The organism is Halorubrum tebenquichense DSM 14210 (genome assembly GCF_000337415.1).
Lineage (GTDB): Archaea > Halobacteriota > Halobacteria > Halobacteriales > Haloferacaceae > Halorubrum > Halorubrum tebenquichense.
Genome location: NZ_AOJD01000038.1, coordinates 1 through 13,530 on the forward strand (window position 1 = coordinate 1; position 13,530 = coordinate 13,530).

General features: G+C 69.1%; 12 protein-coding genes and 1 tRNA gene. 7 read left to right on the forward strand and 6 right to left on the reverse strand.

Annotated features, from left to right (window positions below):
• Positions 1–114: 114 nt before the first annotated feature.
• Both C472_RS18125 and C472_RS06620 read right to left on the reverse strand, forming a co-directional pair.
• Complete coding sequence (locus tag C472_RS18125) at positions 115–330, reverse strand: hypothetical protein (RefSeq protein WP_082238243.1); 216 nt, start codon at positions 328–330, stop codon at positions 115–117.
• A gap of 421 nt (positions 331–751) precedes the next feature.
• Positions 752–824, reverse strand: a tRNA-Arg gene (locus C472_RS06620).
• Here C472_RS06620 and C472_RS16305 point away from each other — a divergent pair.
• From C472_RS16305 to C472_RS06645, 6 genes are all read left to right on the forward strand, one after another.
• Complete coding sequence (locus tag C472_RS16305) at positions 798–1,568, forward strand: DUF7436 family protein (protein WP_006629040.1); 771 nt, start codon at positions 798–800, stop codon at positions 1,566–1,568. The genes C472_RS06620 and C472_RS16305 overlap by 27 nt on opposite strands.
• A gap of 93 nt (positions 1,569–1,661) precedes the next feature.
• The gene (locus C472_RS06625) at positions 1,662–3,404 is read left to right on the forward strand and encodes a PAS domain-containing protein (protein WP_006629041.1); all 1,743 of its coding nucleotides are present in this window, start codon (positions 1,662–1,664) and stop codon (positions 3,402–3,404) included.
• Positions 3,405–3,448: 44 nt separating this feature from the next.
• Entirely contained in the window at positions 3,449–3,928 is a 480-nt protein-coding gene (gene rimI, locus C472_RS06630) for a ribosomal protein S18-alanine N-acetyltransferase (protein WP_006629042.1), read from the forward strand.
• Between the two features lie 81 nt (positions 3,929–4,009).
• On the forward strand, positions 4,010–5,809 hold the full coding sequence (gene pepF, locus C472_RS06635) for an oligoendopeptidase F (protein ID WP_006629043.1): 1,800 nt from the start codon (positions 4,010–4,012) through the stop codon (positions 5,807–5,809).
• Between the two features lie 54 nt (positions 5,810–5,863).
• Complete coding sequence (locus C472_RS06640; protein WP_006629044.1) at positions 5,864–6,097, forward strand: hypothetical protein; 234 nt, start codon at positions 5,864–5,866, stop codon at positions 6,095–6,097.
• 103 nt (positions 6,098–6,200) lie between these two features.
• Positions 6,201–7,358 (forward strand): aminopeptidase, encoded by a 1,158-nt coding sequence (locus C472_RS06645; protein WP_006629045.1) that lies wholly within the window; start codon positions 6,201–6,203, stop codon positions 7,356–7,358.
• Positions 7,359–7,370: 12 nt separating this feature from the next.
• Here the strand turns inward: C472_RS06645 and C472_RS06650 are convergent, their stop codons facing one another.
• Positions 7,371–8,675, reverse strand: a complete 1,305-nt coding sequence (locus C472_RS06650) for an O-acetylhomoserine aminocarboxypropyltransferase/cysteine synthase family protein (RefSeq protein WP_006629046.1) — start codon at positions 8,673–8,675, stop codon at positions 7,371–7,373.
• Between the two features lie 199 nt (positions 8,676–8,874).
• Here C472_RS06650 and C472_RS06655 point away from each other — a divergent pair, with 199 nt between their 5' ends.
• Positions 8,875–10,104, forward strand: coding sequence for an SPFH domain-containing protein (locus C472_RS06655; protein ID WP_006629047.1), 1,230 nt, complete (start codon positions 8,875–8,877; stop codon positions 10,102–10,104).
• 51 nt (positions 10,105–10,155) lie between these two features.
• On the opposite strand, the gene C472_RS06660 is transcribed toward C472_RS06655, so the two are convergent.
• The 3 genes from C472_RS06660 to uvrB all read right to left on the reverse strand — a co-directional run bounded on the left by C472_RS06660 (position 10,156) and on the right by uvrB (position 13,503).
• Positions 10,156–10,749: a hypothetical protein gene (locus tag C472_RS06660; RefSeq protein WP_006629048.1), complete on the reverse strand. Its 594-nt coding sequence runs from the start codon at positions 10,747–10,749 to the stop codon at positions 10,156–10,158.
• 73 nt (positions 10,750–10,822) lie between these two features.
• Positions 10,823–11,353: a hypothetical protein gene (locus tag C472_RS06665; protein WP_006629049.1), complete on the reverse strand. Its 531-nt coding sequence runs from the start codon at positions 11,351–11,353 to the stop codon at positions 10,823–10,825.
• Between the two features lie 95 nt (positions 11,354–11,448).
• Positions 11,449–13,503 (reverse strand): excinuclease ABC subunit UvrB, encoded by a 2,055-nt coding sequence (gene uvrB / locus C472_RS06670; protein ID WP_006629050.1) that lies wholly within the window; start codon positions 13,501–13,503, stop codon positions 11,449–11,451.
• Positions 13,504–13,530: the final 27 nt, after the last annotated feature.

A 13,530-nucleotide genomic window follows, 5' to 3' on the forward strand; every position in this document is an offset into this window, starting at 1 on the left:
TCACTCGACGAACTTACAACAGCGATCGACAGTGCTCTTGATCAGCTCTCGATTCCAAAAGTGAGTAATTATTTCTAGTAACTACTATAATAATTGCGTTCCCAATTGAGAATATCAGATTGACAGTGGGGTTTCTGGTGGATGATAGATTACGCCAGGGAACTGTTCGGGTTCGTATTTGACGTTCTCCAAACCAAGATGAATTATCAACGTTTCTAACTGAATGTTGGTCTCAACGTCCTCAGAAACGATAGCAAGGATATCTGCTTGATTACGGCTAACGTACTTAGAAACAGTTTGTAGTCTCAGCAGAGACACAAAAAACGGCATATCCCAGAATAACCCCTACTAATCAAACAGCAAAAGTCACAGCTAACAATCAGGTTGCCACACCACTTACAAACTGCTTCAAATCAGATACAGAGACATTCATTTTTGACTATTCACCTGACAGAGGCCCTTCTACGAACACATGTAATCCTTATTCCCCCAATTATTGAGCAAGTACAGGAGGACATTCGTACTCTTGGAGTAAATAAGCCATCCTCAGCTCAATAAAGATCTAGAGCCGATCGAATAGAACCTCACCGTGTCAATTATTAATGCATGAGCAATGGTCTTGGTTCACTGTGAATCGCCAGACGGAAGCGACCCCCGTGATGTGGCATTACGAACTTGATCCGCCGGATGGTGGGCTTCTTTATAAGGAAGTCTACGCCGTCCTGTGTTTCAGAAACGTAATGCAGCGACACGGGCGCGACGGGATTTGAACCCGCGGCATCTTGGTCCGGAACCAAGTGCTCTGTCCGCTGAGCTACGCGCCCTCACGACCGCGTATCCGCGGCGAGCGTTTAACGCTTCTGACTCGGGTCGTCCTCGGGCGGCTCCGGGGCGGTCTGCCACTCGAAGGCGTCGGCCTCGGGGTCGACCGCCGCGTCCGCCCCGCCGTCGGTCCGCGGGCGCTCCGCCGGGCCGCGGTCGTCGTCGACCGGCCGGTCGAGACGAAACGGCGGGAGCTGCGGCAGCGGATCGAGACGTGCGAGTCGGGGAAATCAGATCTGATAGACCGGTTGGCGGACGCCGAGACGACGGACGACGAGTTCTGGACCGCCGCGGTCGGGGCGGACGACTCCCTCGACCTGCGCTTCGGGCGGATCGACGCCGCCGAGGAGTCGATCGTCGTCGTCGCCACCGACGTGTCGGCGCAGTTCGACGTCGACCGCGAGGGGCCGGAGCTGCTCGACCGGCTCCTCGGCGCGATCCGGAGCGGCGTCGACGTCTCCGTGCCGCTCTCGCCGGACGTGTTCGACGACGCGCGCGCCGCGGTCGACGCGGACCGGGCGACGCTGACGATCGCGCAGGGGCCGTTCGAACTCCGGATCGCGGAGGACGCGTACGGGAACTTCTACCTCATCGACGGCGAGGAGGTGTGTCTGGAGGTGGCCGACCCGCTCGCGCCCGACCGGCTGTTCGGCATGCTCGACCTGCGCGACCGCGGGTTCGCGGCCCGCGTCCGCGACGGCTTCGAGGCCGCGTGGGCGGACGGGACCGTCGTCGACGACGTGTGACGCGCCGAGGCGCTCCGCGCCGCAGTTATCACGACTGATTCCGGCGGCGCGCAGCTTTATCATCCCGCGTCCGTACCGTCGGTAGAACTGACAGTGACGCTCCGCCCATCCGACACGTCGACGCCCGGCCCCGGCGGCGACGAGGGAGAGGTCCCCGACACGGACGACCGAACCGCGGCCGGCGCGCCCGCCGACGCCCGAGACGGGGCCGTGCCTCCGGCGGAACGCGCCGGGACCGACGAGCCTCCGAGCGCCTCCGCCGGTTCCGGTCGGGCGTCGGGAGAGGGAGACGCCGGCACGACGCCCGCGGGCGGCGCGTCGCGCCCCCGTGAGGCCGACCGCTTCCTCCTCGCCGTCGCCGTCGACGGGGAGGTGCTGTTCGCCGGGCCGTCGGTGCCTGACGTCGTCGGCGTGGAGCGCGAGGCACTCGTCGGGAGCGACCTCCTCGACCGCGTCCACCCGAGCGACCGCGATCCGGTCGCGGAGGCGCTGTCGGCGGTCGCCGCGACGCGGACGGTCACCCACCGGATCCGGCGCGCGAGCGGCGGGTACGCCTGGGTCGAGTCCGTCGTCGACGAGGAGCTGGCCGAGGAGTTCGGCGGACGGGTCGTCACCGTCCGGCGCGTCGACGTCGACCGCACCTTCCCGGAGCGCTACCGCGCCTTCCTGGAGTACGGGAGCGACCTCGTCACCGTCGTCGACGGGGACGGGCTCGTCGTCTACGAGAGCCCGTCCGTCGAGGAGGTGCTCGGCTACGAGCAGGGCTCGACCGTCGGACGGTCGCCGCTCGGGTACGTCCACCCGGACGACCGCGATCGGGTGACTGAGCGGTTCTACCGCGCGCTCAACGAGCCGGAGGCGGCACCGACCTTGGAGTACCGCTACCGCACCGCCGACGGCGACTGGGTGTGGCTGGAGTCGCGCACCCGATCGCTGCCGGCCGACAGCCCCGTCGGCGAACTGCTCGTCAACTCCCGCGACGTGAGCGAGCGGAAGGCCCGCGAGCGCCGGCTCACCGACCGGAACGAGCGGCTCGACCGCTTCGCGAGCATCGTCTCGCACGACCTTCGGAACCCGCTGTCCGTGATCCGCGGCTCCATCGAGATGGCACGGCTGCGCGGCGAGACGGACCCCCTCGAACGCGGCGAGCGGGCGGTCGACCGGATCGACCAGCTCGTCTCCGAGCTGCTCACGCTCGCGCGACAGGGGACGGGGATGGACGAGCCGACCGAGTTCGGGCTGGCGAGCGTCGCGCACGAGGCCTGGGAGACCGCCGCCGAGGGCGACGACGACGCGGAGCTGGCCGTCGCCCGCGACGCCCGGGTGTACGGCGACCGCGGCCGGGTGCGGCAGGCCTTGGAGAACCTGTTCCGCAACGCGACCGAACACGCGAAGCCGGACGCGACCGACGGGGACGGGGTCGTGGCCGACGACGCCCGGACCGACGAAACGCCGGCCGAGGACGCCACGACCGACGGCGACGGAGCCGACGCCGCCGACGGCGACGCCGACGACGAAGCGCTCACCGTCCTCGTGACCGCGACCGACGGGGGGTTCCTCGTCGCCGACGACGGGACCGGCGTCGACCCCGATGACCGGGAGTCGGTGTTCGACTCGGGGTTCACCACGCGGGCGGACGGAACGGGGTACGGGCTGGACATCGTCCGCGAGGTCGTCGAGTCCCACGGCTGGGAGGTGACGCTCCGCTGCGAGTCCGAGGGTCCGATTGGTCTCCCCGACGGGCGTCGACTCCGCCCGCCGGCGGGCGCGTGCTTCGAGGTGCGCGCTCCCGGGCCGGCCGACGCCGACCCGGACGAGCCGTGGATCGATGGGTAGGAGGAACCCGGCGCGCTTATTCCCCGCGGGCCGTAAACCGACCCGTGAGCGCCGCCGACGTGACGATCCGACAGGCCGAGCGCGCGGACCTCCTCGCGGTGGTCCGGATCGAGCGCGCCTGCTTCGCGGACCCGTGGCCGCACGACGCCTTCGAGCGGCTGCTCGGCGAGTCGGCGTTCCTCGTGGCGGAGCGGGCGGGCGCGGTCGTCGGGTTCGTGGTCGCCGACCGGACGCCGAACCACGGCCGCGACATCGGCCATATCAAAGACCTCGCCGTCCACCCCGACGCCCGCGGGGAGGGGATCGGCCGGACCCTCCTCCGGTCGGCGCTGGCCCGCCTCCGCGCGACCGGCGTGGCCGTCGCCCGACTGGAGGTGCGCGAGGGGAACGACCCCGCCCGGTCGCTGTACGCCGACGAGGGGTTCGACCCGATCCGGCGTGTCGGCGGGTACTACCCCGACGGCGAGGACGCGCTCGTCCTCGTCGTCGACCTCGCGGAGTGGGTGGGCGGCGACACCGAGTGACGCGGTGACGCGTCGCACGCCTATCGGTCCGCCGCGCGGGGTTTGCCAAGGCTTAGTGTGCGGGAGTCCGACTCGACTGGTATGAGTTCGGTTCCCGAGCGGTCCGAGATCGACGCCGAGTACAAGTGGGACTTGGAGGGCATCTACGCCGACGACGAGGCGTGGGAGGCGGCCCGCGAGACCGTCGCTGACCGGATCGACGAGCTCCGCGACTACGAGGGGCGCGCGACCGAGGACGCCGCGACCCTGCTCGAACTGCTCGAGCTGCGCGAGGAGATCTTCCGCGAGCTCCAGCAGGTGACCACGTACGCCCGGCTCCGCAGCGCCGAGGACACGCGGAATCAGGAGTATCAGGCGATGTCCGCGCGGGCGTCGTCGCTCGGCTCCGAGGCGTCGAGCGCGATCTCCTACCTCGAACCGGAGCTACAGTCGCTGACGGACGGGGACGTGGCGGCGTTCGTCGACGAGGAGCCCGACCTCGCCGAGTACGAGCACTACTTCGACGACGTGTTGCGAAAGAAGCCGCACACGCGGTCAAGCGAGGTCGAGGAGGTGCTCGCCGACCTGTCGGAGGTCACCGACGCGCCGAGCGAGATCTACTCGATGCTGACGAACGCCGACATGACCTACGGCGTCGTCGAGGACCCCGACGGGGAGGACGTGGAGATCACGCAGGCGAACTTCACCAAGCTCCAGACGAACCCGGACCGCGAGTTCCGCGAGCGCGTCCACGAGACGTTCTACGACGAGTGGGCCGACGTGCGCAACACGGTCGGCACCTCCTTGGAGAAGGCCGTCCGCGAACACGTCGCGAGCGCCGAGATCCGGGACTACGACTCCGCGCGCGCCGCCGCGCTCGACGGCTCGAACGTCCCCGTCGAGGTGTACGACACCCTCGTCGACACCGTCGACGACAACCTCGACGTGCTCCACCGGCACGCCGACCTGAAGGCCGAGGCGCTCGGCGTCGACCAGCTTCAGAGCCACGACCTCTACATGTCGCTGACGGGCGATCAGGGTCCCGACGTGGAGTACGAGCAGGCCCGCGAGTGGGTGATAGAGGCGGTCGCGCCGCTCGGCGACGCGTACCAGGAGCGCATGGCCGAGGGCCTCGACTCGCGGTGGGTCGACGTGTACGAGAACCGCGGGAAGCGCTCGGGCGCGTTCTCCTCGGGAACCTACGACACCCAGCCGTACATCATGATGAACTACCAGGACGACATCGCCTCGATGTACACCCTGGCCCACGAGCTGGGCCACTCGATGCACTCGGAGCTGGCGGGCGACGCGCAGCCGTGGCACGACGCGAGCTACGAGATCTTCGTCGCGGAGATCGCCTCCACCGTCAACGAGACGCTGCTCACCCACCACCTGCTCGACACCGTCGAGGACGACGAGCTTCGGACCCACGTCCTCGACGAGTACCTCGAACGCTTCCGCTCGACGCTGTTCCGCCAGACGATGTTCGCGGCGTTCGAACAGCGGATTCACGAGCGCGTGGAGGCCGGCGACGCGCTCACGCCCGACGCCCTCGACGAGCTGTACGCCGACCTGAAGGGCGACTACTACGCGCCGGCGGAGCTGACGGGCGGCATCGAGCGCGAGTGGCAGCGGATCCCGCACTTCTACTACGACTTCTACGTCTACCAGTACGCGACCGGCATCTCCGCCGCGGCCGCCATCGTCGAGCGCGTCTTAGACGAGGGCGAGTCCGCGGCCGCCGACTACCGCGAGATGCTGAAGGCCGGCGGCTCCGACTACCCGCTGGAAGTCGTCGAACTCGCCGGCATCGACATGGCCTCCCCGGACCCGATCGAGTCCGCGGTCGGGGTCTACGACGAGTACCTCGACGAGGTCGCGGCGCTGCTCGACCTGGAGTGAGCGACTGACCGAGTGCCGGGGTATTTTCTGTGCGGCCGAGGGCCTTCGACAGGCATGGGAATTCTCGACGCGTTCGGTTCGCTGGCTAGTGCGCTGATCGCAGGCTTCGTGATGTTGGCGTTCGCGGTGTTGAGCCTGTTCGTCACCGTCTTCGTCGTCGACATTGCCGCGTCGATCGGCGGCCTCAACCCGGACGACGGGTTCGTCGTCCTCGGCGCGACGATCCTCGCCGCCGCGGCGATCGTCGCGGGCGGCAGCGGGTTCGCGCTGCCGGAAGGCTCCTCGTAACGACTGCTGTCCGCCGCGATGCCGACTTTCCTTTCCGCCGATCGCGTCCGACCCGAGAGCGACGGGTCGATCGGTTTTAGCCGGGCGAGCGCGACCCACGGATATGGACGAACGCGTACGCGAGCACGCCGAGGTGCTCGTCGACTGGAGCGCGCGGGTCGAGGCCGGCGACGACGTCGTCGTGAGCGTCGCCGAGGACGCCCACGAGCTGGGTGTCGCAGTCGCCGCGGCGCTCGGCGAGCGGGGGGCGAACGTCACGACGCTGTACGGCTCCGACGAAGTCTCCCGAGCCTACCTGAAGGGCGTCGAGGCGAGGGTCGAGTCCGAGGGGGACGACGCGGTCGACGCGGACGACTTCGACTCGGACCCCGCGGTCGAGCGCGCTCTCTTCGAGGCCGCCGACGCCTACCTCCGGATCGGCGGCGGGCGCAACGTCACCGCGACCGCGGACGTGGACCGCGCGACGCGGCGGGCGCACGCGACGGCGCGGCAGGGCGTCCGCGAGGCGCGGATGGACACCGACTGGGTGTCGACGGTCCACCCGACGCGGAGCCTCGCCCAGCAGGCGGGGATGGCCTACGAGGAGTACCGGGAGTTCGTCTACGACGCCGTCCTCCGCGACTGGGAGGCGCTGGCCGACGAGATGGCGGAGATGAAGGCGGTCCTCGACGACGGCGACGAGGTCCGGATCGTCACCGAGCGCGACGACGCCCCCGACACCGACGTGACGATGTCGATCGCGGGCCGGACCGCGGTCAACTCCGCCGCCTCCGTCGCGTACGACTCCCACAACCTCCCCTCCGGCGAGGTGTTCACCGCGCCGTACGACACGGCGGGCGAGGTGTTCTTCGACGTGCCGATGACCATCGACGCGACGCGCGTCCGGAACGTCCACCTCGCTTTCGAGGACGGCGAAGTCGTCGACTTCTCCGCGGAGGCGGGCGAAGACGCGCTCGCGAACGTCCTCGACACCGACCCCGGCGCGCGGCGGCTGGGCGAACTCGGGATCGGGATGAACCGCGGCATCGACCGGTTCACGGACTCGATCCTCTTCGACGAGAAGATGGGCGACACCGTCCACCTCGCGGTCGGCCGCGCCTACGACGCCTGCCTCCCCGAGGGGGAGTCGGGCAACGAGAGCGCGGTCCACGTCGACATGATCTCCGACGTGAGCGCGGACTCCCGGATGGAAGTCGACGGCGAGGTCGTCCAGCGGAACGGGACGTTCCGGTGGGAGGACGGGTTCGAGGCGGGGGACTGACGGCGCGGCGCGTCAGTTCGTCGCCGCCTCGATGGCGTCTTCCAGGTCGGCGACGATGTCCGCGGGGTCCTCGATGCCGACCGAGAGTCGCACCATGTCGTCGGTGACGCCCGCGGTCTCCTTCTCCTCGTCGGTCAGCTGCTGGTGGGTCGTGGAGCTCGGGTGGATGACGAGCGTCTTCGCGTCGCCGACGTTCGCGACCAGCGAGGCGAGGTCCGCCTCCTCGACGGTCGCCCGCGCGGCGTCGTAGCCCGCCTCCAGCCCGAAGGTGAGCATCCCGCCGTAGCCGCCCTCCAGGTACTCGGTCGCCTCCTCGTGGGTCTCGTGGCTCTCCAGGCCGGGGTAGTTCACCCACGCGACCTCGTCGTGGTCTTCGAGGTACTCGGCGACGACCGCCGCGTTCTCGCAGTGGCGGTCCATCCGCAGCGGGAGCGACTCCGTCTGCTGGAGCGTGTTCCACGCGTCGAACGGCGACTGCTGGTCGCCCAGGTCGCGCAGCCCGCGGGTGACCGCCGCGAACGTGAACGCGGCGTCGCCGAACCGCTCGGCGAAGTTGATCCCGTGGTACGCGGGGTTGTCCTGTGCGATCTCCGGGTACTTCTCCGCGTGGTCGGCCCACGGGAACGAGCCGCCGTCGACGACGACGCCGCCGACGGTGGTGCCGTTGCCGGTGAGCCACTTCGTCGTCGACTCCCAGACGAGGTCCGCCCCGTGCTCCAGCGGCCGGCAGAGGTACGGCGTCGCGAACGTGTTGTCGACGAACAGCGGGACGCCGTGGTCGTGGGCGATGTCGGCGATGCGCTGGATGTCGGGCGTGACCAGCGCGGGGTTCCCGATCGTTTCGAGGTGGACGTAGGCGGTGTCCTCGTCGATGGCCTCGGCGTACCCCTCGTAGTCGAGCGGGTCGACGAACCGCGTCGAGACGCCGCGGCGCTCAACGGAGTGGGTGAGGTAGGTGTAGGTGCCGCCGTACAGCGCCGACGACGAGACGACGTTGTCGCCCGCCGAGGCGAGCAGGAACGTCGTCACGTCGAGCGCGGCCATGCCCGAGGCGGTCGCCACCGCGCCGACGCCGCCCTCCAGCGAGGCGATCCGCTCTTCGAGCGCGGCGTTCGTCGGGTTCATCAGCCGCGAGTAGACGTTGCCCGGCTCCTCTAGGGCGAACAGGTCGGCCGCGTGGTCGGCGTCGTCGAACTGGTAGGCGGTCGTCTGGTAGATCGGCGTCGCGCGGGCACCGGTGGTCGGGTCCGGCTCCGAGCCGGCGTGGACGCTTCGCGTGCTGAACTTTCGGCCGTCGTCCCCGTCGTCTGCTGGCATGGCTTCCCCTTCCGTCGCTGCGCAGTTAAAGCCGGCCGGCCTGTACCGGCGTTTCCGGTATCGCGGACATCGCCGAACCGGTCCGGGCGGGCCGACGGGACCCCGAGATCGCGTCGCCGACCGGGGGATCGGCGGACGCGACGCGCTCGCGGCCCGGTCTCGTGCCAACGGTTAACAGCGTCGGGCCGTAACCCCGCGTATGGGAACACAAGGTCCGCGCGGCGAGCCCGCCGAACTGGAGGAGCTGCTGGAGGAGATCCCGGACGGGGTCTGGCAGTACCTCGCGCTCGGCGTCGCGGTGCTCGTCGGCGTCGCCCTCCTCGGTCAGAGCCTCGTCTACGGCGTCGCGGCGCTCGCGGTGCTGCTGGCGGCCGTCACGGTCGTCAGCGCCGTCGAGATCGTCGACGCCTACGACAAGGAGGCGCTCACCGTCTTCGGCGAGTACCGGGAACTCCTCCAGCCCGGCGTCCACCTCATCCCGCCGTTCGTCTCCCGGACGTACGCGTTCGACATGCGGACCCAGACGATCGACGTGCCGAGCCAGTCCGCGATCACGCGCGACAACTCACCGGTGACCGCGGACGCGGTCGTCTACATCAAGGTGATGGACGCCAAGAAGGCGTTCCTCGAAGTGGACGACTACAAGAACGCCGTCTCGAACCTCGCGCAGACCACCCTCCGCGCAGTCATCGGCGACATGGAGCTCGACGACACGCTCTCGCAGCGGGAGCTGATCAACGACCGGATCAACGAGGAGTTAGACGAGCCGACAGACGAGTGGGGGATCCGCGTCGAGGCCGTCGAGGTCCGCGAGGTGAGCCCCTCCCAGGAGGTCCAGCGCGCGATGGAGCAACAGACCGGCGCGGAGCGCCGCCGCCGCGCGATGATCCTCGAAGCGCAGGGGGAACGCCGCTCCGCGGTCGAGCAGGCGGAGGGGGACAAGCAGTCCAACATCATCCGCGCGCAGGGCGAGAAGCAGTCACAGATCCTCGAAGCGCAGGGTGACGCCATCTCGACCGTGTTGCGGGCTCGCTCCGCCGAGTCGATGGGCGAGCGCGCCATCATCGAGCGCGGCATGGAGACCCTCGAAGAGATCGGCAAGGGCGAGTCCACGACCTTCGTCCTGCCGCAGGAACTCACCAGCCTCGTCGGGCGCTACGGCAAGGCGCTCTCCGGCTCCGACGTCCAGCAGATGGAGGGGTTAGAGGGCAAGGAGTTCGACGAGGAGACGGAGAAGCTGCTCGGCCTGGAGGACATCGAGAGCGCGCTCGAACAGCTCGACACCGTGGCCGACAGCGACCTGCGGACCGACGAGACCCGGGACTCGGACACCGCCCGCGACGTCGACCTCGCTCGGCAGGCGGACGAGGAGCGGGAGGCCGACCGCGACATCGAACTGGAGGCCGAGAGCGAGCGGCCGGGGGACTGATCGCCGGCCCGCGACGGTGGCGGCTCGGGACGGGAGACGGGGAGACTCGATTCAGGGCCGCCAGCGGTCGGGGTCGACCGCCCAGAGGAGGCCGACGGCGGCCGCGCCGCCGACGCCGCCGGTGACCAGCGAGAGTGGGTGAGAGGCCCCAACCGCCACCGCGGCGAGGAGCAGGATCGACCCCGCGAGTAGCGCCGGCGTGTCCTCGGTGACCGTCGCCTGAACCACCGGCGCGACGGCGCTACCGACGACCGCGCCGGCGACGTGGAGAGCGGGCAGTTCGGAGAGGAGCGCCGCCTGTGCCGCTGGGTTCGTCGCTGTTTCGGGAACCGATGCGGGCGCGAGGAAGAGACCGACGCCGAACGCGAACGCGGCCACGGTACTGAGCGCAGGCGCGACCAGCGCGGCGCGGGCGGAGGCGTCGGTGCCGCCCGCGGCGGCCGTACCGCCGACGAGCAGGACCGAACCGGCCGCGAGGAGCGCGGGAGTGGCGAGCGACGAGACGGGCGAGGGGGTGACGAACGCGATTCCGTCAGGCGCGGACGAGGAGGGGACGAAGCCGGAGGAGACCGTTCCGGCGAGACCAAGCGCGCCGACGCCGACGACGAGGAGGGCCGGACCGAGGAGTCGACTGCGGAGTGACATGGAGGGTCGAACGCGACGCGGCCACAAAACGATCGCGGGACGGAGTCGTGGTCGGAGTCCCGACCCCCGAGCCTCACACCGTGATTCCGGCGCGCCCGTCACCGATGACGACGATCACCCGCTCGGGGGGCCCGCGCTCGTCGGTGAGCCGCAACAGCAGCGTCTTGACGACCGGCTCGTCGGTCTCGACCTCGCCGCGGACGCCCCCTTGGTCGATCGCGATCCGGAGGGAGTGGTCGCCGGTGCGGCTGATCCCGCCGAGGCGGAGTTGGACTTCCGGGACCGTGAGCCGCTGGGCGATCACGAGGATCGCGTCGCCGCCGCCGCCGACGAACTCCGTGCGGTCGACGAACTCGCGGGACTCGGTCGCGTCGGGTTTGAGCGCGCTCCGGGCCGCGGCGGCGGACCGGAAGGAGGCGGCGTGTGTCAACAGTCCCTCGGGCCGGGCGAGGACGCTCTGGCTGTCGACCATCGGGTTGCCGTCGACGTACCGGCTCCGCACGCCGAGGTCGCGGGGGGTGGAGGCGGCGACGTCGTGGAGGCGGTCGACGCACCCGGCAGTGGCGACGGCGAGCGCCCCGGAGACCACTGCGCGGCGGTACATATCCCCGATTGTGACGCACCGAGGTAAAAACCCCGCCGTCACGGTGACGCGGACTGAGAATCGGGCGCTACCTGTCTATCGCCGGTGCCGGATCCTCACTCGTCTATCGCCGGTGCCGGAACGCCGTCGTCGTCCGCGTCGATCTCGAAGGCGCGCCGCAGCTCCGCGATCCGGTCGCGGATGTCGGCCGCCAACTCGAACTCTAAGTTGCTCGCGGCCTCGTCCATCCGGTCTTCGAGCGCCTCGATCTGCGCTTTCGCCTCGTCTTCGCTCTCCACGTCGCCGACGCTCACGTTCGAGGTGTCCGTCTTCGACCCCGGGAGGTTCGTCTCGCTGACCGGCTTGTCGATGGTGGTCGCCTCGTAGCCGTGCTCCTCGTTGTATTCGAGCTGGATCTCGCGGCGGCGCTGGGTCTCGTCGATCGCCGCCCGCATCGAGTCGGTCATATCGTCGGCGTAGAGGACGACCTCGCCGTTGACGTTGCGCGCGGCCCGCCCCATCGTCTGGACGAGGGTGGTCGTGGAGCGCAGGAACCCCTCCTGGTCGGCGTCGAGGATGGCGACGAGACTCACCTCGGGGATGTCGAGCCCCTCGCGGAGGAGGTTAATTCCGACGAGCACGTCGATGTTGCCGAGCCGGAGGTCGCGGATGATCTCGTGGCGTTCGAGGGTGTCCGTCTCGTCGTGCATGTACGCCACGTCGACGCCCGCCTCTTCGAGGTACTCGGTGAGGTCCTCGGCCATGCGCTTGGTGAGGGTGGTGACGAGGACGCGCTCGTCGCGCTCGATGCGGTCGTCGACCCGCTCTAAGAGGTCGTCGACCTGCCCCGTCGCGCCCGTCACCTCCACCTTCGGGTCGACGAGGTGGGTCGGGCGGACGATCTGTTCGACGATCCGGTCGGAGGTCTCGCGCTCGTAGTCGCTCGGCGTCGCCGACACGTAGAGGGTGCGGTCCGTCTTCTCCTCGAACTCCTCGAACGTCAGGGGGCGGTTGTCGTAGGCGGTCGGGAGCCGGAACCCGTTCTCGACCAGCGAGTCCTTGCGCGACTTGTCGCCCTCGTACTGGCCTTTGATCTGCGGGATCGTCTGGTGGGACTCGTCGACGACGGTGAGGAAGTCGTCGGGGAAGTAGTCGAGTAAGGTGTACGGCGCGTCGCCCGACTCGCGGTCGTCCATGTGGACCGAGTAGTTCTCGATCCCCGAGCAGTAGCCCGCCTCCCGGAGCATCTCCAGATCGAAGGTGGTCCGCTCCTCGATGCGCTGGGCGGCCACGAGGTCGCCCTGCCGCTCGAAGTAGCTGACGCGCTTCTCCATCAGGTCCTCGATCTCCGCGACCGCCTGTTCGAGCTTGTCGTCCGGGATCGAGTAGTGCTCCGCCGGGTGGAGCATGACGGCGGGCTCCTCCGAGACGACCTCGCCGTGCATCGGGTCGACCTTCAGCATGCGGTCGATCTCCTCGCCCCACAGCTCGACGCGCACCGCGTAGCGCCCGTACATCGGGTAGATCTCGACGGTGTCCCCCCGGACGCGGAACGTGCCCTGCGTGAAGTCCACGTCGTTTCGCTCGTAGTTCAGGTCGACGAGGCGGGTGAGCAGCTCCTCGCGGCCGACCGCCTCGCCGACTTCGAGCCGGAGCGCCATGTCCCGGTAGTTCCCGGGGTCCCCGAGCCCGTAGATGGCGGAGACGCTTGCGACCACGATCACGTCGTCCCGGGTGAGCAGCGAGCGCGTCGCGGAGTGGCGGAGGCGGTCGATCTCCTCGTTTATCGACATCTCCTTGTCGATGAACGTGTCCGTCTGCTCGACGTACGCCTCCGGCTGGTAGTAGTCGTAGTAGGAGACGAAGTACTCCACCGCGTTGTCGGGGAACAGCTCGCGGAACTCCTCGTACAGCTGGGCCGCGAGCGTCTTGTTGTGGGCCAAGACGAGGGTGGGCTGATCGAGTTCCTCGGCGACCCACGAGACCGTGTTCGTCTTCCCGGACCCGGTGACGCCGAGCAGCGTCTGTTTGTCCGCGCCCGACTCGAACCCCTCGACCAGCTGCTCGATCGCCTCCGGCTGGTCGCCCGCGGGCTCGAACGGGGCGTCGACGCGGAGGGGGCGGTCGACGGTCGGGCGGTCCTCCGAGAGGGGGGAGTCGGCGTCGCTCACGATACGCGTCGTTGGCGGCCGAGACAC

Coding starts and splice junctions, on each gene's coding strand:
- C472_RS18125 (WP_082238243.1), bottom strand. CDS start 330: ATGCCGTTTTTTGTGTCTCTGCTGAGACTACAAACTGTTTCTAAGTAC.
- pepF (WP_006629043.1), top strand. CDS start 4,010: ATGAGTTCGGTTCCCGAGCGGTCCGAGATCGACGCCGAGTACAAGTGG.
- C472_RS06640 (WP_006629044.1), top strand. CDS start 5,864: ATGGGAATTCTCGACGCGTTCGGTTCGCTGGCTAGTGCGCTGATCGCA.
- C472_RS06645 (WP_006629045.1), top strand. CDS start 6,201: ATGGACGAACGCGTACGCGAGCACGCCGAGGTGCTCGTCGACTGGAGC.
- C472_RS06650 (WP_006629046.1), bottom strand. CDS start 8,675: ATGCCAGCAGACGACGGGGACGACGGCCGAAAGTTCAGCACGCGAAGC.
- C472_RS06655 (WP_006629047.1), top strand. CDS start 8,875: ATGGGAACACAAGGTCCGCGCGGCGAGCCCGCCGAACTGGAGGAGCTG.
- C472_RS06660 (WP_006629048.1), bottom strand. CDS start 10,749: ATGTCACTCCGCAGTCGACTCCTCGGTCCGGCCCTCCTCGTCGTCGGC.
- C472_RS06665 (WP_006629049.1), bottom strand. CDS start 11,353: ATGTACCGCCGCGCAGTGGTCTCCGGGGCGCTCGCCGTCGCCACTGCC.